The sequence below is a fragment of the Paenibacillus dendritiformis genome, from assembly GCF_021654795.1.
In the GTDB taxonomy this organism is placed as follows: Bacteria; Bacillota; Bacilli; order Paenibacillales; family Paenibacillaceae; genus Paenibacillus_B.
In genome coordinates this window covers 2,361,186-2,383,013 of record NZ_AP025344.1, presented here as the reverse complement: position 1 = coordinate 2,383,013, position 21,828 = coordinate 2,361,186, and the positions used below count along the sequence as shown (strand labels likewise).

Below are 21,828 nucleotides of genomic sequence, written 5' to 3'. Positions count from 1 at the left end.
TTAAGGTGAATGATTGATGCCTATTCCAAAAAAAGCATTACAACAAATTATAGCATTATTCCATGTGCGGAGCCAAGCCAAGAAAAACCTCTGCCGCCGTTCCCGTCCAGCCGAACGCCTTGTGCGCAAGGAAAGTCCTTGCCCCTTGCTGCCGGCTCGGCCTCTGAAAAGGAACACAGCAAAAATGCAGCCGCCCTATCGAGCAGCTGCATTCCATGTTTCCGCTTCTATTAATCAACGATTTCAGCCGTGTCTCCATTCTTCACGCCGGCTGCATTCGCTTCATCCGTATCAATATGCATGTCCAAGGCGAAATTGTCATGGACCCGCGCAATCACATTTTCAAAGATAACGCCCCGATCGCCGCCTACGCGAACCCGAAGCTTAGCTTTGTCTTGAATGCCCCAATTCTCGGCATCCGAAGTATGGAAGTGAATATGGCGTGCCGCCACAATAACCCCTTGCTTCAGTTCCACTTCACCTGCAGGCCCTTTAACCAGAATGCCTGGTGTGCCTTCGATATTGCCCGATTCCCGGACTGGCGGGTTGACTCCGAGCGTAAACGCATCCGTGCGCGACACTTCCAATTGGGAAGCCGGACGCGCAGGGCCCAAAATGCGAACCTTTTTGAACGAACCTTTCGGACCGATTACTTCAACCGTCTCATTGGCCGCGAATTGCCCCGGCTGGGACAGCGGCTTGAACTCGGTCAGTTGATAGCCCGCTCCGAACAGAGTCTCAATATCTTGTTGTGTTAAATGAATATGACGTCCTGACACGCCGACGGGTACAGTTTTCATTTCTCATCCACCTCACGTTGTTGTGATCTCTCTATCTTGTACCACTCCATATTATACTCCCGCCCGCGCAAAAAGTCGACTTTTCACCCTCACCGTCTTCTCCCTTCTTCTTTACTCGGCCCGCCGGCATGCGTATGGGAAAAAGAGCGTCCAGCGAACATTTGCAGTCCCTGTCGGCGTACACCCGTATTTTTTCCAAAATCCATCCCAAAGCGTCAAGTGTGTGCCCTTTTGGTCATTGTCCCATGCCATCAGGCGTGTACCCTGCCTTTTGCTCAATATCCCCTTCCGTCAGGCTTGTACACGGCCTTATTGCTCCGTTCCGTCAGGCGCGTACATTTCCTTTTGCTCAATATCCCGTTCCGTCAGGCTTGTACATTGCCTTTTGCTGAATATCCCGTTCCGTCAGGCTTGTACATTTCTTTTGCTGAATATCCCGTTCCGTCAGACGTCTACCCTGCCTTTTGCTCAATATCCCGTTCCGTCAGGCTTGTACCCTGCCTTTTGCTAGATATCCCGTTCCGTCAGGCTTGTACATTGCCTTTTGCTTGATATCCCGTTCCGTCAGGCTTCGCCCTCTTTCTAGTATCCATACCGCCAGTGGGCATTCTGCTTTCAAAACGACTTTCCTGCACCTATGGGAGAATGATGAATGGAGTTTGAAGGACCTGCATCCTTTACGACAGCGAGACTGAACAATTCATAAACTTTTCTCTTCTATGGCGACTCACCTGCCCCATGGGGATAACGTGCATAAGAACCGAGACGGTGAACTCCCAATCCCTTCACTACCTAGCGTACTGAACATTTGGTGAACGTTCACTTCACAGCAGTTTTCCTGCCTCATTGGGATAGCGCACAAAAGAACCGAGACGGTGAACTCCCAGTCCCTTCACACCTAGCGTACTGAACATTTGGTGAACGTTCACTATAAGGCCACTTTCCTGCGCCTATGGGATAGCGAGCATAAGAACCCAGCGTCGGAGGAGGCGTCGATTTTCTGCAACAGCGGCGGTAAGCTGGTAAGAAGCCTTCTCTCATCTCAATAAAATAAGGCACGCGCCCTACGACGCATGCCTTAATGGGATTTGTTATTTGAATTCCGATACCAATTGGTCAAACTGCTCAGGCGTGATCCGCAGATCTTGATGGGCGAGCGGCTCTTCCCGGAAGCCGGGGACGAGATTCTCGTAGGAGCGGCGGGAAGTATCCTGATAGATGAGTCCCGTTATCATGCCGCCGGTCTCCATCAGCTTCGTCATTGCCATCACGCGATTCGACGGGTCATAGTTCTCGATGGTGTCGAGATTAATGATGTGCTCCTTGAACCAGTCGTACGTGTTGATTTTGTTGAACGTCACGCATGGGCTGAACACGTTAATAAGGGAAAAGCCTTCATGCTGTATGCCTGCTTCGATCAGCGCGGTCAACTGCTTCAGATCGCTGGAGAATGACTGGGCTACGAATGTCGCTCCGGAAGCAAGCGCTATTTCCAGCGGCGACAAAGTCGATTCGATTGCGCCTTCCGGGGTGCTCTTCGTCTTGAAGCCGACGGCGCTGCGCGGAGAGGTCTGCCCCTTCGTCAGGCCGTAAATCTGGTTGTCCATCACGATGTACGTAATATTGACGTTCCGGCGAATAGCGTGGACCGTATGCCCCATCCCGATCGCGAAGCCGTCTCCGTCTCCACCGGAGGCGATAACGGTCAGATCCCGGTTCGCCAGCTTCAAGCCCTGGGCAATCGGCAAGGCGCGTCCATGGATGCCGTGGAAGCCGTAAGCGTTAATGTAGCCGGAAATTCTGCCCGAGCAGCCAATCCCGGATACGACAGCCAACTGCTCCGGCTCGAGTCCGACATTGGCCGCAGCCCGTTGAATGGCCGCCTGTATCGAGAAATCACCGCAGCCCGGGCACCAGTTCGGCTTCACATTGTTGCGGAATTCTTTAAACGTAGCCATTCTTAGACCAGCTCCTTGCTATGATTGTACAATTCGGACGGCAGGAACGGAGTGCCGTCATATTTGTTGACACGGCGCAGCTTCTCTCTGCATCCGACATGCAGCTGAATCTGATCCGCCAATTGTCCGGTGGCGTTGTTCTCGATGACGACCACTTGACGGGCCCGATCCGCATGCGGCTTGAACAGTTCCGCGGGGAACGGGTGGATCTGGCGAACGGTGATATGGTTCGTCTTGATTCCTTCCGCTTCCAGTCTCCGGCGCGCCTCGTCTATGGTTCCGCCGATGGAACCCATGCCGACGAACAGCAGATCCGGCTCATCGTGCGGCGTATCCGCATGAATCGCGTTCGTGATTTGCAACCCCTTGATCTTCCGCAGCCGCTTATCCATCATCTTCTTCCGGTTCGCCGCGCTCTCGGACGGGCGACCGACCTCGTTATGCTCCACGCCGGTGACGTGATGAAGACCGCCCTTCTCCCCAGGGATAACGCGCGGGGAAATGCCGTCCTCCGTCCATTCATAGCGCTTGAATTGTCCGTGTTGCTCCAGAGGCGGCAGATCGGATGTCAGCTTGCCGCGATCGATGACGATGCGGTCGTAATCGAGCAGCTCGCACGACTGTTTGCCCAGCGAGAGCTGAAGATCGGTCATGACGATAACCGGACATTGGTATTTCTCCGCGAGGTTAAATGCCTCGATCGTATCGTAGAAGCACTCTTCGATGGAGCTCGGCGCCATGACGATCTTCGGAATCTCGCCATGGGTTCCGTATACCATCGCATTCAGGTCGCTCTGCTCTTGCTTGGTCGGGAGGCCGGTGCTCGGACCGCCGCGCTGCGTATTGACGATAACGATCGGCGTCTCGGTCATCCCGGCCAGCCCGATCGCTTCCGCCTTCAGCGACAGCCCCGGTCCCGCGGATGCGGTCATTGCCCGGACGCCGCCGTAGTTGGCCCCGATGGCCAACGTAACCGCAGCGATCTCGTCCTCGGTCTGAATGACCGTTCCGCCGAACTTCGGCAGCCTCTTGATTAAGTATTCCATAATCTCCGATGCCGGCGTAATCGGATAGGCCGCCATCAAGCGGCAGCCTGCGGCAATCGCCCCCAAGCCGATCGCATCGTTGCCAATCATGAAGAGCTTCTGCTTCCCGTCGGCCGGTTCAAGCTGGAACTCGGTCAACGGGCCGCCGGCCTGCTCCAGGATAAATTCCGCCCCGCGGCGGGAGGCCTCCACGTTCTTCTCGACGACGGCCGGCCCTTTGCGCCCGAATTCTTCTTCCAGCGCCTTATTGAATACGTCCAGCGGCAACCCGAGCAAGGCCCAGGATGCACCGGAAGCAACCATGTTTTTCATCAAAGATGCGCCCAGTTCATCCGCGATGGCGGTGAAGGGAACAGCAAATAGCCGTGCATCGATTCCTTCCGGCACGACTGGCGCGAACTTCGCATCGGCAACGATAACGCCTCCCGGCCGCAATTCCTTCGCGTTCAGATCGATCGTCTCTTGATCGAAAGCGACGAGAATGTCCAAGTCGTCCGATATCGCCCGGATTGGCTCTGTGCTGATGCGTATTTTGTTATTCGTATGTCCACCCTTGATTCGGGAAGAAAAGTGACGATAACCGTATAGATAATAGCCTAGACGATTCAATGCCGTTGAGAAAATACGATCTGTACTTTCTACACCCTCTCCTTGTTGACCCCCGATTTTCCAAGATAATTGACTAATCAAGCTCGCCCACTCCTTTTGCAAAGTGACTCGCATCCATATTCACTGCCGCGATATAAATAGTTTCAAAAAAATATAACAAGTAAAATATTAGAAAATAGTTGAGTCACTCTCATTCTATGTCCGGGTACTTGAAAAAGCAAGCGATTTCTGCCTCTCCCCCGATAGCGAGTTGCGATGGATATGATACCCGGCCGAGATGAATATCCATGTTAGTGCTCGCGCTCGGGAAGATGGGCTGCGAGAAACGATAATGCATTGGCAGAAGAAATCCGCTCTACAAAATCCGGACTGTATCTTTTATGCAGTTCATTTAATAAGTTCGTATATTGCCCCGCATGCTCCAAACGCTCGACCTTTTTGTCGATCCCGTCGAAGTCTGATCCGAACATCAGATGCCGCTCGCCGCCCAATGCGGCGATATGCTCGATATGGCGGAGCAAATGATCAATGGAAGCCTTGTCCCCTTCATGGATGAAATGCGGCACGAATGTAACGCCGATTCTTCCGTCCCGAGCGATTATGGCCCGGATCTGCTGGTCCGTCAGATTGCGCGGATGTTCGAGCACAGCCGCCGCATTGGAATGAGAGGCGAAGATCGGCCGCTCTGTCAGCTCAAGCAGCTCCCAAAATGCCGTCCGGTTCAAATGCGATACGTCAATGACAAGTCCCAAGCGATCGCATTCCCGCACGAGGCTTCGGCCCAGCGCAGTAAAGCCGGCTTGCCGATCCTCCAACGTCCCGTCCACCGCCCAGTTCGCATGATTCCAGGTCAGTCCGATGAAGCGGACCCCCAGCTCGTAAGCGGTGCGGAGATATATCAAGTCCCCTTCCAGCGCGTCCACGCCTTCCAGCGACAGCAGCGTACCGATCTGCTCCGGCTGCCGCTGCCACTGCTCGAGATCGTCCCGCCAACGGATGAGACGCATACCGGGAAGGGTGTTGATGCGCTCGCGCAGCAGATCGATGCTCCGCAATACCTGGGCAAACTTCGGCGGCCCGGCCAGCGCGGAATCTTCCAGGAAAACCGCGAACACCTGCATGCCGACACCCCCTTGCTTCAGGCGCGGCAATGTGACGTCAAAATCCGCTTCCCGTTCGAAGCAGCCTGTACCGCGGTAGAGCATCTTGTATAAAACATCGCAATGAAAATCGATAATACGGGCGTTCATTTGGCATCATCCTTTCTGCGTGGCGTGTCCCATCATGGAAAGCAAAAAACCTGCTTACATCGTAAACAGGCAGAGTAAGGTTCCCCGGTCATTTCCATGTATCCGTTTTTTATCTGGGCTCGACAATTAATTTAATTGCCGTACGGTCTTCGCCGTCAATGACAATATCGGTGAATGCAGGAATGCAAATCAGATCAACCCCGCTTGGAGCGACGAATCCTCGTGCAATCGCAACTGCTTTAATCGCCTGATTCAATGCGCCCGCTCCGATCGCCTGCAGTTCGGCCGCTCCGCGTTCACGCAGCACCCCTGCCAATGCGCCCGCGACGGAATTCGGGTTGGATTTAGCTGACACCTTTAATACTTCCATGGAAAGTACCTCCTCGGGAATGATGGTTGACTCCACTATTACAATCTATTCACAAGCGAGCCAAAAATTCCTGTCATCTTCAGTCCCTGTGCAGAGAAGGTGCGGTGACAGCATTATTCCGTTCCTAACCATGCGAAAGCCGGACAGCGAACGGGCTGATCCGTGTCTATTCATGAAAAAGCCGGGCTCCTCTGTTCCATCCACGCGAATAGCCGGGCGAGGCCGGCTCCTCTGTTTCTTTCCAGGTCATTTCCGGGCGCAAGGCCAAGCTATCGGTTCCTGTTCACGCAATAGCCGGGCGGCGGCCACCTGCCGGGATAGGGCAGCCCCTCCGTACGACACCATCGCCGGCGCCGGGTTCCAAACTGTCCTAGCTCATCACCCATTCGCCTTCGCGAATGCGGATTTTATCCAGCTTCGTCGCTTTGCCGGTCGATTCATCAATTTCAACGACCAGCGCGTGGAACTGCCACTTGCCTTCATCGACGACGAACCTTACCGGAAGCTGCGTCCTGAATTTGCGCAGCACCGCTTCCCGCTCCATGCCAAGCACGCCTTCCCGCGAACCGACCATGCCGACATCGGTCAAATAGGCCGTACCGTTCGGGAGTATCGTATCGTCATTCGTCTGGACATGCGTATGCGTGCCTACGACCAACGAAGCGCGGCCATCAAGATGCCAGCCCATCGCAATCTTCTCCGATGTCGCTTCGGCATGGAAATCGACGAGTATGGCGCGCGGCTTTTTGCCGACGCCTTCTAAAATATCGTCCGCCTTTTGGAAGGGACAGTCAATGGCCGGGAGGAATGTCCGCCCCTGCAAATTGATAATGACAAGCTCCTTGCCATTGGCTTTGATGACGCAATGCCCTCTGCCAGGCGTACCTTCCGGAAAGTTGGCGGGACGGACCATCCGCGGCTCCTCGTCAATCCATTCGAAAATATCCTTATTGTCCCACGTATGGTTCCCCATCGTAAAGCCGTGAATCCCCAGATCAAGGAACTCCTTCACGATCGCGGCCGTGACGCCCCGCCCTCCGGCGGCGTTTTCCGCATTGGCGATAATGATATGCGGGTTATATTTCTGCTTCAGCTCCGGGAGCAGCTGCTTCACGGCCTTGCGTCCCGTATTGCCCACAATATCGCCGATAAATAAGACTTTCATGACTGGGTCCTCCTTAAATCAGGAGAAGTGGCCCAGAAGGCCACTTCTCGCACGTACGCTATAGCTTTTGCTTATTTCGCATATTCTACCGCACGGGTCTCGCGGATGACCGTTACCTTGATATGACCCGGATAGTCCAGCTCGCTCTCGATTTTCTTCGTAATCTCCCGAGCGAGACGGTACGCTTCCGCATCGTCAATCTTTTCCGGCTGGACCATGACGCGAACTTCGCGTCCAGCCTGGATGGCATACGATTTCTCCACCCCTTCGAACGACTCGGAAATGTCTTCCAGCTTCTCCAGTCGTTTGATATAGGTTTCGAGCGTCTCACGACGCGCTCCCGGTCTGGCCGCAGACAGCGCATCCGCCGCTGCCACCAGCATTGCGATAACCGATGTCGCTTCGCAATCCCCGTGATGGGATGCGATGCTGTTAATGACTACAGGGTGTTCTTTATACTTTTTCGCCAACTCTACGCCGATCTCGACATGGGATCCTTCCACCTCGTGATCCAGCGCTTTTCCGATATCATGCAACAGCCCGGCACGGCGTGCCAAGGTTACATCTTCGCCCAGCTCTCCCGCCATCAAGCCGGTGAGATAAGCCACTTCCATGGAATGCTTGAGCACATTCTGACCGTAGCTCGTACGGAACTTCAGACGTCCCAGAATCTTGATCAGATCCGGATGCAAACCATGCACTCCGACCTCGAACGTCGCTTGCTCCCCGTATTCGCGGATGCGCTCGTCGACTTCCTTGCGGGACTTCTCCACCATTTCCTCGATTCGAGCCGGGTGGATGCGCCCGTCGGCGACCAGCTTCTCCAAGGCCGTCCGCGCGATCTCCCTCCGTATCGGGTCGAATCCGGACAGAATCACCGCTTCCGGCGTATCGTCAATAATCAGATCGATTCCTGTCAGTGTCTCAAGCGCACGGATATTCCGGCCTTCGCGGCCGATAATCCGGCCCTTCATCTCTTCGTTCGGCAATGCCACGACAGAGACCGTCGTCTCTGCTACGTGATCGGCGGCGCAGCGCTGGATTGCAAGCGTAATAATCTCGCGTGAGCGCTTGTCCGCTTCTTCGCGTGCCTGCTGCTCGATATCTTTGATCATCTGCGCGGTCTCGTGCCGCACCTCCTGCTCCGCATTAGAGAGGATAATGCTCCGCGCATCTTCCATCGTCAGATTCGAGATCCGTTCCAACTCCGCAACTTGCTGCTGCAGCGTCCGTTCAACCTGCTGCTGGGTCTCCTCGATGCGCTTTTCTTTGGAAGTGATTTGTTCTTCTTTGCGCTCCAGCGACTCCAGCTTTTTATCCAGTGACTCTTCTTTTTGTACGACGCGTCTTTCCAGACGTTGAACTTCATTTCGGCGCTCGCGAATGTCTTTCTCCGCTTCCGTGCGCAGTTTATGGATGTCGTCCTTTGCTTCGAGCACCGTTTCCTTCTTCAGTGCCTCCGCTTCCTTGCGCGCGCTGTCCATAATCTGCTCTGCGGCATGCTCGGCACTCGTTATCTTCGCTTCAGCAAGCGATTTGCGAATCAGGTACCCGATTCCAAACCCCAAGATCAATGCGGCCACAACGAGAGCGAGCGCGAGCCAAATGTTCATCTCCATTGCCTCACCTCCCCGTTGGTTGCTCCAAGCACTGCTTGGGACAGGTTTCATTTGTTCAGTTGTTCACGTGTTTCATTACAAAATTCAGGTTCGTATCATGGACCGACGCATGAGCGCCGGCGAAGTGCACGCCCGAAGGCGAGCGCCGCCCGAAAGCGGCCAATCGGAAATCATGATATTGGCGAAATGAATCATGTAGAAATCAATTTCTGGAAGTGGAAACTGATTTCGCGATAATAAAGATACATGTTCATTTTATTATTCATGAAAAGATATTGTCAAGCAAATGACGGCGAAGAGCGATATCTTTAACCGGAGCCGCTCGCTTAGAAGCCGTCCTCCGCATCGGCTTCCTGCGCCGCCTCCTCGGCAGCCCGGCGGGCCAGGTCCATCGGATAGCCGCGCCGTAGCAGGAAAGCAATCACTTTTTGCTTTCGCATATGCGTCTCGCCCTGCGTCTGGCGCCATTTCTTGGCCGCAGCGCGCTGAGCTCCGTCCCGCTCCTCCTCCGGATCGAGAGAAGTAAGGGCGGCGGCGATATGCTGCTCCGGCACGCCCTTCTGCTTCAGCTCCTGCTCAATGAAGCGGCGCCCCTTCGCATGCATTGCCGTTCGTTCGTATGCCCACTGTTCGGCGTACGCCCGATCGTCCACCAGACGCTCTTCCTCCAGACGCGAGACGACTTCCCGTACGATTCCTTCTTCATAGCCCTTCTGGCTCAGATGGCGGATGATCTCCATCCTCGTTCTCGGCTTGCGCTGCAGATGGCGCAGCGCCTGCACATAGGCCTTGTTCCCCTCATCGGCCCGCACGATATCGTCAAGCGCGTCGAGAGCGATGTCCGCTCCCTTCAGAAGCCGGTACTTGATCATGACATCCTCATGCACGTTGAGGGACTCGCCGCTGTCGAAATGCAGGACATAGCGCCCTCGCTGGGTTCGATCCTGCTCCACCCGCATGATCGTCAGGATGCGTTCCTGCTTGTTCATCCGTCTGCTCCTCCTGTCTGCGCCCTCGCCCGCAAAGCCATCATTCATTGACTTCGCCGCATCCGCGCATGATTTCGCGTTCCCCGCATCCTTATGTACACGGACATGACAAAACAAGCGCCCTCACAGGAAGGCGCTTGTTCCAGAAACAGGCTTACGATTCCAGTTCCAGCTCCAGAGCATCCTCCGCCTCTTCGGCATCATGCTCGGAATGGTTCCGGACCACCGTCGACAAATTGCTTGCTTCACGAACCTTGTTCTCGATCGTCAGCGCGATCTCTGGATTTTCCTTCAGGAACTGCTTCGCATTCTCACGGCCTTGGCCCAGACGCTCGCCCTCGTACGAATACCAGGCCCCGCTCTTCTGAATAATGTCCATCTCCGTGCCGATATCTACGATGCTTCCTTCGCGGGAAATCCCTTCGCCGTACATAATATCGATGTCCGCCTGCTTGAATGGAGGCGCGACCTTGTTCTTCACGACCTTGATGCGTGTCCGGTTCCCGATCATGTCGTTGCCCTGCTTGATCGTCTCCACCCGCCGGACATCCAGCCGGATCGTGGAATAGAACTTCAATGCGCGGCCGCCCGGCGTCGTCTCCGGGTTGCCGAACATAACGCCGACCTTCTCGCGAAGCTGGTTGATGAAGATCGCGATCGTCTTGGACTTGCTAATCGCCCCGGACAATTTGCGAAGCGCCTGGGACATGAGACGCGCTTGCAGACCGACGTGGGAATCTCCCATCTCCCCTTCAATCTCCGCCTTCGGCACGAGAGCCGCGACGGAGTCGATGACGATAATGTCCACCGCGCCGCTGCGAACGAGCGCTTCGGCAATCTCGAGCGCCTGCTCCCCAGTATCCGGCTGGGACAGAAGCAACTCGTCGATGTTCACGCCAAGCTTGCTCGCGTATGCAGGATCGAGCGCATGCTCCGCGTCGATGAACGCAGCTTGTCCGCCAACCTTCTGCACCTCGGCAATCGCGTGAAGCGCAACCGTCGTCTTACCGGAAGATTCCGGTCCATAGACTTCAATAATCCGTCCTCTTGGCAATCCGCCGATTCCAAGAGCTATATCAAGTGCCAACGATCCGCTCGGCACAATCTCAACCTGCATGTGGTTGGACTCGCCAAGTTTCATGATCGAACCTTTACCGAATTGTTTCTCGATTTGGCGCAATGCCATTTCTAATGCAGCGCGGCGATCTGACACATACTCACTTCCTTTGTTCCATTTGATACCTCTATCATACCGTCTTTCGATCCGTTTGCCAAGCTTTTTTTCGAACATACATTCGTTTTTTTCACGGCAGTCTTTACCTTAAGATTCCATAAAAGGAACGTTCTTCAGCATCCTCCTCCCCTTGGACGCAAAAAACCGCAACAAAAGCGGCATGCGCCTTGCTGCGGTTCTTCCGTCCATTCAATTGTAACGGCTTCCGCCAAACCGGTCAAGCTTAGCCATGCTGACGGGCACGGCTCCACAGCCGGTACATGACCGCATTCACCGTTCTCAGACGAATCGTCGAACGGTCTCCCGTCAAGCGAAGCTCCTCGACCTGCGTGTCTCTCCCCTTCTCGGCGATGGCGATATAGACGAGGCCGACCGGCTTCCGTTCGGAATGGCCCGGTCCGGCGACGCCCGTGATCGCGATCGCGAAGTCGGTGTCCGCGATGTCCTGCATCCCTTCCGCCATCGCCTTCGCCGTCTCGGCGCTGACGGCTCCAGGCGCCTGCTCCCCTTCGAGAAGCTCGTGCGGAACGCCGAGGATTCGCTCCTTCATCTCGTTCGAGTACGTGACGGCACCCCCCTGGAACACCTCAGAGCTTCCCGGCACGGACGTCATCATCTCGGCGAACAAGCCGCCGGTGCAGCTCTCGGCCGCAGACAGCGTAAGGTTCCGTTCGCTCATCAGGTGGAGCAGCGCCTCGGGCAGAGAGATATCTTCCGCCGCGAACATATATTCCCCGATACGGCTTATAATGGCCGACTCCGTCTCTCCGAGACGCTGCGCCGCTTCCTGTTCATCCGCCGTCTTCGTCGCGAGGCGGACCAGCACTTCCCCTTCCTTCGCATAAGTGGCAATCGTCGTATGGTCCTGCGCCTCAATCAGGTCGCGGAGCATATCCTCCAGCTTCGACTCGCCAATTCCCGCGAATTTGAGCTTCCGCGTATGCAGCACCGAATGGTCCAGCAATCCGCTGCCGCGCAGCCACGGAATGACTTCCTGCTCGAACATCGGCTTCATCTCGCGCGGCGGTCCCGGCAGCAGGATGAAGGCCGTTCCGTCCGCCAACAGCGCGCTGCCAAGCGCAAGCCCCGTCGCATTCGGCAGAACCGCGGCCCCCTCGATCACCATCGCCTGGCGCTTGTTGCTCTCCACCATAGGCGTGCCCCGGCGGGAGAACATTTGCTCCATCCTGCCCACCGCCGCTTCGTCCAGGAAGGTTCTCCGTCCCAGCAGTTCGGCCACGATATCCTTCGTAATATCATCCATCGTCGGCCCAAGGCCGCCGGTCAAAATAATGAGCCGCGAACGGGTTCTCGCTGTCTCAAGCACATGGCGAAGCCGATGCGGATTATCTCCGACCACCGTCTGAAAATAAACGTCGATGCCAAGCAGCGCCAATTGCTGCGAAATAAACTGCGCATTCGTGTTGACGATTTCGCCGAGCAGCAGCTCGGTGCCTACGGCAATGATTTCCGCATTCATCCCACATCATCCCTTTTCTGTTCAGCATACGTGCACATTTCGAATCATACCGCACTCCATCCAAGAAAAAATAGGCCTTTTTCCACACTGGTCCAGACGGGAAAAAGCGCCTATTGTCCTGCAGACAGGCTACGAGAAATGAAGCACACTTTTATTTTTGACAAAATAATCAATACCCGAATAGATCGTAATGATAGCAGCGATCCAGGTAGAGATCACGTCGAACGGAATGCCCACCAGAACAAACGGAAAATTGTTCAGCAGCATCGCGACGATGGCGGTAATCTGGGTGGCCGTCTTCCATTTCCCCCACTTGCTCGCCGCCATGACCGTCCCTTCCAGCAGAGCTACCTGGCGAAGCCCCGTAACGGCGAACTCGCGGCTGATGATGACGATCGCGATCAAGGCGTCGCATTTGCCCATCTCTACCAGCGAGATGAGAACGGCGGCCACCAGCAGCTTGTCTGCCAACGGATCCAGCAGCTTGCCCAGGTTCGTCACCATCTTGCGCTTGCGGGCGATATAGCCGTCCACGCCATCGGTGCTGGCCGCAATAATGAAGATAAGAGCCGCGATAATCTGATTATACGTTATATAGAAGTCTTCTATCTGAATCGGCGGCAAATAATCAAAATTCACCAGCAAGAAGAACATCATGATCGGCACAAGAAATATGCGAGTTAACGTGATCTTGTTCGCCAGATTCACAAGACACCCTCCCCGGCCAAATCAAATTCCAGTGCATGCGTAATTCTAACTTTGGCGATCTCCCCGATGTTCACTTTGCAGTTCGAGATGAATACCTCGCCGTCAATCTCCGGCGCATCGTACTGCGAACGTCCGATATATACGTCGTTGCGGCCGTCATAGCGCTCAACCAGCACGTCCAGGGTGCGGCCGACATGGCGTTCATTCACGTTCTTCGACACTTCGCGCTGGATCTCCATCAGCGTATTCGCGCGCCATTCCTTCACTTCATCCGGCACATGATCCGGAAGCCTGGTGGCCGCTGTCCCTTCTTCCGGAGAATAAGTGAAGACGCCGAGGCGATCGAATTTCATTTCGCGGACGAAGGAAGCCAAATTTTCAAAATCTTCGTCCGTCTCGCCCGGAAAGCCGACGATAATCGAAGTGCGGAGGGCCACTTCCGGAATCCGGGCCCGGATTTTGCGAACCAGCTCGCGGGAATCGCGCTGGCGGCCTGGCCGGCGCATCCGCTTCAGAATCGTGTCCGCGCTATGCTGCAGCGGCATATCGACATATTTGCAGATCTTCGGATTCACGGCGATCATGTCGATCAGCTCTTCCGTGAAAAATCCCGGATACGCATAATGCAGGCGAACCCACTCGACGCCGGGCACTTCGCTCACTTTGTTCATTAATTCCGGCAGCTTGAAGCCGTCATACAGATCGACGCCATAGTTGGTGGAGTCTTGCGCAATCAGACTGATCTCCTTGACGCCTTGCTCCGCGAGTTGCTTGACCTCGGCCAGAATCGATTCCATCGAGCGGCTGCGGAATTTGCCCCGCATAATCGGAATGCTGCAGAAGGTGCAATTGTTATCGCAGCCCTCCGCGATTTTGACATAGGCGGTATAGCGCGGCGTGGCGACTTTGCGCGGCAAGATCTGCTCATAATTGAATACCGGATTGCCAACGCGGACCGGTTTCTTGCCTTGGAGCGCTTCAGCGACGATATCGTTAATCTTGTGGAAATCCCCCGTGCCGACGATCCCGTCGATTTCCGGCATTTCCTCCAACAATTGCTCCTTGTATCGCTGCGTCAGACATCCGGAGACGATGAGCGCCTTCAGGCGGGCGGTCTCCTTCAAGTCTGCCAGTTCCAAAATCGTATTGACCGATTCTTCCTTCGCTGCATCGATGAAGCCGCAAGTATTGACGATAATGACGGTCGCATCCTCCGCGTTTTCTACCAATTCATGCCCGTACTGATCCATTATTCCGGACATAATCTCGGAATCCACCAAGTTTTTGTCGCAGCCCAGCGTTACGATTTTGATTTGTTCTGTCATGTATACATCCCCCAACCCATCTGCAGCAGCAATAATAAAGGCCGTATATAAGGCTCTTTGAATAGCAATAAATGTGTATAACGGCTCAAGAACAATTATGGATGTTACGCATCTTCATAACCAATCCATGTATATTTATTCTAGCAATAAGAGACGATATTTAAACGCCTTTTCTATCTCATCAGTATAATACACGGTTCACTCCTCGTCAAAAAAACAGGAGAAGCCCACCATCTCTCTCCTATAGACAGGGATGAAGGGCTTTGTCCGATTATGATCACGAAGTTATGCAGGAAGGCAATCGACATGGAACCTTGGATTCACTCTCCAAAAGCATATGCTTTCCCGGCATGTTTCCATTATCTTAGCGGTAATTCGTAAATTGCAAATCCAATGGAATATCGGCTTCTCTCAGCAATTGCATAACGGCCTGCAAATCATCTTTGTTTTTGCCGGTTACCCGAAGCTGGTCGCCCTGAATTTGACTTTTCACCTTCAACTTGGAGTCTCGAATCAAGATGTTGATTTTTTTGGCGATATCCTGCTCGATGCCTTGCTTCAGCTGGATGCGTTGGCGGACCGTACCGCCCGAAGCCGGCTCGATTTTGCCATATTGCATATTTTTGGGCGACAATCCCCGTTTTATCATTTTCGATTGAAGAATATCGAGCACGCTCTTCAGCTTATATTCGTCGTCGGACAGGACGACCAGTTCATTTTTGTCCAGCGAGATGTCGCTTTTGCTGGACTTGAAATCATACCGTCCCCCGATCTCCTTCACCGCTTGCTGGACGGCGTTATTCAACTCCTGCATATCCATCTTCGATACGATATCAAATGAGTACTCGGCCACGTTCATCTCTCCCTTTCTCTAAAGTACATGAACAACCATAGTATAAATACAGCACAAAGGCACTCCTCCGCGGTTCAGCATAAAGGAATGCCTGTGCTGTTAACGGCATTTAGTAACGGCTGCGCGAAGGAGCGCGGAACATATCCAGCACGCCAAGCACAATATGCGCCAGCCCAAAGCCCAAAATTCCGTAGCCCCATGCGCTCGGAGTCAAGTAATAACCCAACAAGCTGACAATGACGCCCAAGCCTGTAACGATCCAACTTACTGCCATGTTCGACACCTCGCTTCCGGAGAGAATAAACGTAAGCCGCAACATTATTCTCTCCCGTTCAGGTGGGATTATGCGATCGCCGAGGAAGGCGCGGGCGCCAGCTCCTCTTTCTTTGAATGAGCTACGGTCCAAGCCGGTTGCGCTCTAGTTACTGGTTACTGGCTTCCGGAAGCGTCCCCGCCTTCCGCCGCCAGCTTCTCCGCCTCCTCATAGGAGACGACCTTGACGATGACATTGGTTGGGTTATTGGAGGAATTACCGTCATCCAGCGTCTGGCCGAATACCGTAATGGACGTATTGTCCGTTCTTCCGGATCGGAAATACAATCCCGCTTCCGGGATTTCAAAGGTTTGCTTGAAATCGGCGTCAACCGTGTCCTCGAACAATATCTTGCCTTGGCCGCTGCCTTCCCGCACCGAGATCCAGCTTCGGCCTGTCGCGGCAATCTCGGCCTCTGCCTTGCCGGCTTCCGGCGATGCGACGGCATAGTCAAATGCGTTGGCCGACGTGCGCACGACGATTGGCTCCTTCTCCGGTTCGACCGGCGGCGCCGTTGTCTCCGGCTCCTTCGTTCCGCCGCCGCTGCCCGTGGACGGAGTCTGAGCGCCGTTGCCCGGCGTGGTCTGCCCAGGAGCAGGAGTGCCGCTTATAATTCCGGAATTGTCAGATGTCTGATTATCCGGCGTTTTGTTGTTCACCACATAAAAATACACAATCACGATGATCAGGGCCAAAAATGCCCACATTAAAATCGTCGTCGCCCAGCGCCCGAATTTGTCCGAATGAACAGCACGGCGCTTCTTCCGAATCATGGGCTCTACCGTTGTCTCCACTTCCGGAGCGGGAATATCGTTGCGATAAAATTGCAGGAGCTCATCCGGATTCAAGCCCACCGTCTCCGCGTACGTCTTAATGAAGGCGCGTACGTAGAACGAGCCCGGCAGCACTTTGTAATCCCCTTCTTCTATCGCTTCCAGATAACGCTTGCGGATTTTGGTCGCTTCTTGAACGTCATCCAGTGTGAGGCCCTTTTCAAGCCTGGCCTTTTTTAACAACTGCCCCAATTCCGACACATTTTCACCTCCTGCGCAAAATCTCTGTCCGGTTGGTGCTTTTATCCTATTTAAAAATCATAATAATTCGCCGTAAAAGACTCATATGTAATCTCTTCATCCGGGCTGTTCCGCAATTCAATGATATAATCGAAGAAATCATAGTCGTAGCGGGTTTCCTTCACGAAAATATCCGGGTGCTCGATGACCTTCGTCGACGGCATCCCGAGAATTTCCTGCAGCAAGGCCGCGTGGCGTTCATTGGACCGAATGGTGCTCACGATGCCGTCGATAATGAAAATATTGTTGACATTCATCTCGTCCTCGGACATCTGGCTTCGCACCGTCTGGCGCAGAAGCGTCGAAGAAACGAAGGACCAGCGCTTCATGGAGCAGACGCTTCCGGCAATGATGGACTCCGTCTTGCCTACTCTCGGCATGCCGCGAACGCCAATCACCTGATGGCCGTCGCGTTTGAAAATTTCGCCAAGGAAATCGACGAGCAGGCCAAGTTCGTCCCTTGTAAAGCGGAACGTCTTCCGATCGTCCGAATCGCGCTCGATATAACGCCCGTGGCGCACCGCCAAAATATCCACCAGCCGAGGCTGCCGCAGCGCGGACACCGTAATATTGTCGACTTTTTTCAACATCTTGCCCATGATTTCGATTTTCTCGTCGTCATCGGTCTGAAGAAGCATGCCCCTGGTCTTATCTTCTACCCCGTTAATGGTCAAAATGTTGACCTCCAGCATCCCTAGGAGAGACGCAATGTCACCCAGCAATCCGGGGCGGTTCTTATGTATTTTATATTCCATATACCACTGTTTGTACTCCATGACGCACCTCGTCCGCGGATACAGTTCCGCCGTTTTCATTCTACAATACTCGGCACGCAAATTCCACCTGGCTTCACCGAACAAATAAGAAAAAGCGGTCACAAATTACCGCTTGGCGGACATATCCATTATAGCAGATTGTCAGCTTATATGACATGTATTCCCGATCATATTTTTTTGAGATGAAAAGAAAGAAAGCTCTTTACAGAACTTCCTTCCTTTATTCAACAGTGCTTTTTAACTATGGCGTTCTGCCAATTTGACCATCAAGCTTGCCAGCACTTTCCGCTCCTGCTCGTTCCCGACTTCCCACAATTCCTTAAGCGCCCGGTTTTCCTGACTTTGCGGGTCAACCTTCTCCTCCAGGAAAGAACCGATTTCATAGGCCAGATTGGAGATGGTATCTTCGCTCATTCCGAGTCCTTTTGCCTGCTTGACGCGCTCGCCGAGAAACTTTTTCCACGTGTCGAAATTTTTCAATACAGATGACATGAGAACGCCTCCTTGTGGCTAATTAAAATAATGCGTCAACAGTCGTAATATGGTCCTCCGGAGCAGGAATTATGCATGGAGCAAGCTGGCTGCCGCTCGGGTTACGTCTGCCAGCCCCCGTTCGGGCTGATGATCTGGCCGGTAATGTAGCCGGACTCCGGCAGAGCCAAAAAATAAACAAGCGAGGCAATTTCGTCCGGCGTGCCTAAGCGGCCAGCAGGGATATCTTCCTCCAGAGCGCTTCGTTCCGACGTATCCAAATGCTTCAGCATATCGGTATCCACGGCCCCGGGAGCCACGGCGTTCACGGTGACGCCGGATGGAGCCAGCTCCTTGGCCAATGATTTCGTGAAGGCATTGACGCCTCCTTTGGCCGTGGAGTACATCACTTCGCATGAAGCCCCCGTAATCCCCCATACCGAGGAAACGTTAATGATTCGTCCGTACTTTTGCGAGATCATATGGGGTGCGAAGCGCTGAGTGCAGAGGAACATTCCCTTCAGATTGATGTTCATGCAGTCGTCCCACTCCTCCTCCGTCACATCGGTGAACAAGCCATAATAAGCGGTTCCCGCGTTGTTCACCAAAATATCGGGAGTATAGCCCAACTCGTCCAGCTTGGCCTTCATGCGATCGATCTGGCCGGCGGAACGGAGATCCGCCCGTATCGTAATGGCATCGCCGCCGCAGGCAAGACAGGTTCTCGCGACTTCGTTGGCGGCTTCATGCGAGTTCAAGTAATGGATGATAACCTTCATTCCGACGGAAGCGAACCTGTGCGCAATCGCGGCGCCAATGCCGCGGCTTGCTCCGGTAATGAGCACCGAGGTGTCTGCCAAAGCTTTCATCTGTCATGCACTCCTTTGTTCCCGCCCACCTGGCAATCAGAACAGAAGGCGCGCCCCCAGGCACGCCTTCCTCCTTCACCTTCGAAGAGCCGCGCCATTCGAAGTGTATTCATGCTTCAGTCCGGCTTCTCTACGATCGAGATCGCCAGACGGTTCCAATCGAAATGATCCTGCAGCCGTTGGTGAATCTGTTCCAGTGTCAGCGATTCGTATACGGAAAGTATATCAAATAAATCCGCATCCCGGAACTTAAACTTCGTGAATTCATTCGCAATTGTCTCAGGCGAATTCAGCATTCGCAAATAGGCGCCGATCGCTTTGTTGCGGATGCGTTCGAAGGAATCTGGCTTGAACCCCGTCTTCTTCGCATCGTCCACCAGCTCGCGGACCCGCTCCACCAGGCTATCCGGATCCTTCGTCTCCCCTCCCATTATCGAGAAGGCGTAATCGGGACTGCAGTTGAACTCGCTTCCGAAGGAATCCGTCGTCAGCCCTTCTTCGTATAAGATTTGGTTCAACTCCGAGCTGGAGCCCAGGAGCAAATCCATCATAATGCGCGTCGCAATCTCATACTCCAGCAGCGCACGGCCGTTCAGGCCGGGCTTCGGCTCCTTGCAGCCGAAGTAGCAGCGCGGCAGCGAGACCGGCAGCTTCGCTACTTTGCGGGCTTCGCGCACCGTCTCGGGCTCGGCGTCAAAAATGCGTTCGATCTTGCCCTGCGGCTCAAAAGATTTGCGGGCTTGGTTCTCGCGGATTAAGGCCATCATTCGTTCCGGTTCGACGCCGCCGACGATAAAGAGAAGCATATTGGTTGGGTGATAGAACGTATGGTAGCAGGTATAGAGCGTTTCTTTTGTAATGGTGCCGATCGAGTCTACCGTGCCGGCGATATCGATGTGGACAGGATGAATCTGGTACATTGCTTCAATGAGCCCGAAGTAGACGCGCCAGGTTGGATTATCGCGGTACATATTGATTTCCTGGGCGATGATTCCCTTTTCCTTCTCCACATTTTCATCCGTAAAATAAGGACGCTGCACAAAATCGACAAGCGTTTCCACATTTTTCTCGATATTGCTGGTGGAAGAGAATAAGTAGACGGTCCGATCGAACGTCGTGAACGCATTGGCCGAAGCCCCCTGCTCCGCGAAGGTGGAGAAGATGTCGCCTTCCGGCTCTTCGAACATTTTATGCTCCAGGAAATGGGCAATCCCGTCAGGCACCTTGACGGCCTCCTGTCCTTCTACCCGAAAGTGATTGTCAATCGAGCCGTACTTGGTTGAAAAGGACGCGTACGTCTTCTGGAAGCCGGGCTTCGGCAGCACATAGACGTCGAGCCCATTGTCCATCCGCTCGTAATAGAGCGTCTCCTGTAGTTGGGAATAACGGCGTTGTTCCATGCCTTATACCTCCTCCCGGTTGCGCAAAAAATAAATCGTATCGACATGAAACGTCTCGGCGGCGGCCTGGATGGCCGATGCCTCCATCTGCTCCGTGGCGGCGATCAACTGCGATGTCGTCCGCTCCTTGCCGGACAGCACGCGGTTGAAGTCGAACCCGATCATTTCGAAGGCCGAATCCCCGATTTCCCGGAGCTGATTGGCAATCATCGCCTTTGTCTGCTTCAGCTCCTTCTCGTCGATGCGTCCCGACTTCATCGCTTCGATCTGCTCCAAAATAATCTGCTTCGCCTTCTCATAATTCTGGAATTCAATTCCCGATTGAATGGCGCAAATCCCTTTATGGCCATCCAGCCTTGACGATGCGTAGTAAGCGAGACTGTTCTTTTCTCTGACATTGATAAACAGCTTCGAATGCGGGTATCCGCCAAGAACGCCGTTGAACAGCAGAGCGGCGGGGTATGCGTCGTCGGCATAGGTTATCGTGGAGCGAAGACCGAGATTAAGCTTGCCCTGGGTCACTTCCAGCCTCTCGACAACCGTGTTCGGTTCTCCCGTGCGCGGCACCGGAATCGAGCGGGCATAAGGCGTCTCTCCTGCGCGGTTGATGCGGAAAGATTCCGTGACCAGCCGTTCGACCTCCTCCAGGCTCGTATCCCCGATCACATAGACATCGATCGCCGAATGCTCCAGCCATTGCTGGTAATGCCGGTAGAGCGAGGGGGCATCGATGCCTTCAAGCTCGCGGCGGTTGCCCAGAGCATGAAGACGGTAAGGCTCCTCCTTGCACATTTCTTCGATGCAGCGCTCCGCCGCGTAACGGATCTTGTCATTGACGATCGCTTCGATTCGCTGCGTCAGCGTCACTTTTTCTTCCTTCACATATTTCGAACGAAAGACGCCGTCCTGGGTTACCGGCGCGGTGATGCATCCGCCCAAAAATTCAAATGCTTTCTCCAGCAAGGAATCGGCCGATTGCACAAAAGCATCGTTGATGACGTCCATTCGGAACTGCACGATTTGATAATCGCCGCGCTTATAAATATCGAAGCCGAAGCCGGCTCCATATAATTCATCCAATCTCTCGCGGAACCGGATCGTCTCCGGGTACGCTTCCGTTCCCCGGCGGAGCACGAACGGCGTCAGCGCCAGCGGAGTAACCGTGTCTTCCTGCAGCGGCGCGCCCATGTAGACGGCGATCGCATAGGTCTTGAACCGCTTTGTCGGCATGACGTGAATGCGAATCCCATTGACCGTTCCTCGTTCGAACGTCGGTTGCTTCTCCATGTACTTACCCCTTTTCTTCCGTGTACGATGCACGGCTGATGTCATGCATGTTATATTCGCTGCGCACCCGATGTATACCTGTTTTGCATGAGCATGTCCTATAATAAATTGCGGGCAGCGGCGAGACAAGCAGAAACGCCTTCGCCTTTGCAATGACGGAAAGCGTTTCTGGGCCAAAAAACAAGCAAAGCCGAGACAGGATCCCGGACTCGCTTCTATTTGAACAAAAGAAG

At 54.1% G+C, this 21,828-nt stretch carries 20 protein-coding genes; all 20 read right to left on the bottom strand.

Annotated elements, in window-relative coordinates:
- Positions 1-230: 230 nt before the first annotated feature.
- On the bottom strand, positions 231-800 hold the full coding sequence (locus L6439_RS10390; protein ID WP_213469644.1) for a phosphate propanoyltransferase: 570 nt from the start codon (positions 798-800) through the stop codon (positions 231-233).
- Positions 801-1,891: 1,091 nt separating this feature from the next.
- Positions 1,892-2,758, bottom strand: coding sequence for a 2-oxoacid:ferredoxin oxidoreductase subunit beta (locus L6439_RS10385; RefSeq protein ID WP_168181042.1), 867 nt, complete (start codon positions 2,756-2,758; stop codon positions 1,892-1,894).
- A gap of 2 nt (positions 2,759-2,760) precedes the next feature.
- Positions 2,761-4,494 carry a 2-oxoacid:acceptor oxidoreductase subunit alpha gene (locus L6439_RS10380; RefSeq protein ID WP_168181041.1) on the bottom strand — a complete coding sequence of 578 codons (1,734 nt, stop codon included), beginning with the start codon at positions 4,492-4,494 and terminating at the stop codon, positions 2,761-2,763.
- Positions 4,495-4,703: 209 nt separating this feature from the next.
- Positions 4,704-5,663 (bottom strand): dipeptidase, encoded by a 960-nt coding sequence (locus tag L6439_RS10375; RefSeq protein ID WP_168181040.1) that lies wholly within the window; start codon positions 5,661-5,663, stop codon positions 4,704-4,706.
- A gap of 109 nt (positions 5,664-5,772) precedes the next feature.
- Positions 5,773-6,033 carry a stage V sporulation protein S gene (locus L6439_RS10370; protein ID WP_006286829.1) on the bottom strand — a complete coding sequence of 87 codons (261 nt, stop codon included), beginning with the start codon at positions 6,031-6,033 and terminating at the stop codon, positions 5,773-5,775.
- Between the two features lie 370 nt (positions 6,034-6,403).
- Complete coding sequence (locus L6439_RS10365) at positions 6,404-7,198, bottom strand: TIGR00282 family metallophosphoesterase (RefSeq protein WP_213469643.1); 795 nt, start codon at positions 7,196-7,198, stop codon at positions 6,404-6,406.
- Positions 7,199-7,269: 71 nt separating this feature from the next.
- Complete coding sequence (gene rny / locus L6439_RS10360; protein ID WP_168181038.1) at positions 7,270-8,817, bottom strand: ribonuclease Y; 1,548 nt, start codon at positions 8,815-8,817, stop codon at positions 7,270-7,272.
- 326 nt (positions 8,818-9,143) lie between these two features.
- On the bottom strand, positions 9,144-9,806 hold the full coding sequence (locus L6439_RS10355) for a RecX family transcriptional regulator (protein ID WP_168181037.1): 663 nt from the start codon (positions 9,804-9,806) through the stop codon (positions 9,144-9,146).
- 154 nt (positions 9,807-9,960) lie between these two features.
- Complete coding sequence (gene recA / locus L6439_RS10350) at positions 9,961-11,019, bottom strand: recombinase RecA (RefSeq protein WP_168181036.1); 1,059 nt, start codon at positions 11,017-11,019, stop codon at positions 9,961-9,963.
- Between the two features lie 244 nt (positions 11,020-11,263).
- Positions 11,264-12,520 carry a competence/damage-inducible protein A gene (locus L6439_RS10345; protein WP_213469642.1) on the bottom strand — a complete coding sequence of 419 codons (1,257 nt, stop codon included), beginning with the start codon at positions 12,518-12,520 and terminating at the stop codon, positions 11,264-11,266.
- A gap of 129 nt (positions 12,521-12,649) precedes the next feature.
- Positions 12,650-13,228: a CDP-diacylglycerol--glycerol-3-phosphate 3-phosphatidyltransferase gene (gene pgsA, locus L6439_RS10340; RefSeq protein ID WP_168181034.1), complete on the bottom strand. Its 579-nt coding sequence runs from the start codon at positions 13,226-13,228 to the stop codon at positions 12,650-12,652.
- On the bottom strand, positions 13,225-14,553 hold the full coding sequence (gene rimO / locus L6439_RS10335; protein WP_213469641.1) for a 30S ribosomal protein S12 methylthiotransferase RimO: 1,329 nt from the start codon (positions 14,551-14,553) through the stop codon (positions 13,225-13,227). Before rimO ends, pgsA begins: the two co-directional genes overlap by 4 nt.
- 364 nt (positions 14,554-14,917) lie before the next feature.
- A complete protein-coding gene (locus L6439_RS10330) occupies positions 14,918-15,412 on the bottom strand; it encodes a YajQ family cyclic di-GMP-binding protein (RefSeq protein ID WP_213469640.1) in 495 nt (164 codons plus the stop codon).
- Positions 15,413-15,515: 103 nt separating this feature from the next.
- A complete protein-coding gene (locus tag L6439_RS10325) occupies positions 15,516-15,680 on the bottom strand; it encodes a hypothetical protein (protein ID WP_006678365.1) in 165 nt (54 codons plus the stop codon).
- 155 nt (positions 15,681-15,835) lie between these two features.
- Entirely contained in the window at positions 15,836-16,753 is a 918-nt protein-coding gene (locus tag L6439_RS10320) for a helix-turn-helix domain-containing protein (RefSeq protein WP_213469639.1), read from the bottom strand.
- Between the two features lie 50 nt (positions 16,754-16,803).
- Positions 16,804-17,568 carry a DUF3388 domain-containing protein gene (locus L6439_RS10315; protein WP_168181030.1) on the bottom strand — a complete coding sequence of 255 codons (765 nt, stop codon included), beginning with the start codon at positions 17,566-17,568 and terminating at the stop codon, positions 16,804-16,806.
- 237 nt (positions 17,569-17,805) lie between these two features.
- Complete coding sequence (locus tag L6439_RS10310; RefSeq protein WP_168181029.1) at positions 17,806-18,060, bottom strand: DUF3243 domain-containing protein; 255 nt, start codon at positions 18,058-18,060, stop codon at positions 17,806-17,808.
- Between the two features lie 101 nt (positions 18,061-18,161).
- Complete coding sequence (gene ymfI, locus L6439_RS10305; RefSeq protein ID WP_168181028.1) at positions 18,162-18,908, bottom strand: elongation factor P 5-aminopentanone reductase; 747 nt, start codon at positions 18,906-18,908, stop codon at positions 18,162-18,164.
- Positions 18,909-19,024: 116 nt separating this feature from the next.
- Positions 19,025-20,308 (bottom strand): EF-P 5-aminopentanol modification-associated protein YfmH, encoded by a 1,284-nt coding sequence (gene yfmH, locus L6439_RS10300; RefSeq protein ID WP_213469638.1) that lies wholly within the window; start codon positions 20,306-20,308, stop codon positions 19,025-19,027.
- Positions 20,309-20,311: 3 nt separating this feature from the next.
- Positions 20,312-21,595, bottom strand: a complete 1,284-nt coding sequence (gene yfmF / locus L6439_RS10295) for an EF-P 5-aminopentanol modification-associated protein YfmF (RefSeq protein ID WP_168181026.1) — start codon at positions 21,593-21,595, stop codon at positions 20,312-20,314.
- Between the last annotated feature and the right edge of the window lie 233 nt (positions 21,596-21,828).

Coding starts and splice junctions, on each gene's coding strand:
- L6439_RS10390 (WP_213469644.1), bottom strand. CDS start 800: ATGAAAACTGTACCCGTCGGCGTGTCAGGACGTCATATTCATTTAACA.
- L6439_RS10385 (WP_168181042.1), bottom strand. CDS start 2,758: ATGGCTACGTTTAAAGAATTCCGCAACAATGTGAAGCCGAACTGGTGC.
- L6439_RS10375 (WP_168181040.1), bottom strand. CDS start 5,663: ATGAACGCCCGTATTATCGATTTTCATTGCGATGTTTTATACAAGATG.
- L6439_RS10370 (WP_006286829.1), bottom strand. CDS start 6,033: ATGGAAGTATTAAAGGTGTCAGCTAAATCCAACCCGAATTCCGTCGCG.
- L6439_RS10365 (WP_213469643.1), bottom strand. CDS start 7,198: ATGAAAGTCTTATTTATCGGCGATATTGTGGGCAATACGGGACGCAAG.
- rny (WP_168181038.1), bottom strand. CDS start 8,817: ATGGAGATGAACATTTGGCTCGCGCTCGCTCTCGTTGTGGCCGCATTG.
- L6439_RS10355 (WP_168181037.1), bottom strand. CDS start 9,806: ATGAACAAGCAGGAACGCATCCTGACGATCATGCGGGTGGAGCAGGAT.
- L6439_RS10345 (WP_213469642.1), bottom strand. CDS start 12,520: ATGAATGCGGAAATCATTGCCGTAGGCACCGAGCTGCTGCTCGGCGAA.
- rimO (WP_213469641.1), bottom strand. CDS start 14,553: ATGACAGAACAAATCAAAATCGTAACGCTGGGCTGCGACAAAAACTTG.
- L6439_RS10330 (WP_213469640.1), bottom strand. CDS start 15,412: ATGAACGTGGCCGAGTACTCATTTGATATCGTATCGAAGATGGATATG.
- L6439_RS10325 (WP_006678365.1), bottom strand. CDS start 15,680: ATGGCAGTAAGTTGGATCGTTACAGGCTTGGGCGTCATTGTCAGCTTG.
- L6439_RS10315 (WP_168181030.1), bottom strand. CDS start 17,568: ATGGAGTACAAACAGTGGTATATGGAATATAAAATACATAAGAACCGC.
- L6439_RS10310 (WP_168181029.1), bottom strand. CDS start 18,060: ATGTCATCTGTATTGAAAAATTTCGACACGTGGAAAAAGTTTCTCGGC.
- ymfI (WP_168181028.1), bottom strand. CDS start 18,908: ATGAAAGCTTTGGCAGACACCTCGGTGCTCATTACCGGAGCAAGCCGC.
- yfmH (WP_213469638.1), bottom strand. CDS start 20,308: ATGGAACAACGCCGTTATTCCCAACTACAGGAGACGCTCTATTACGAG.
- yfmF (WP_168181026.1), bottom strand. CDS start 21,595: ATGGAGAAGCAACCGACGTTCGAACGAGGAACGGTCAATGGGATTCGC.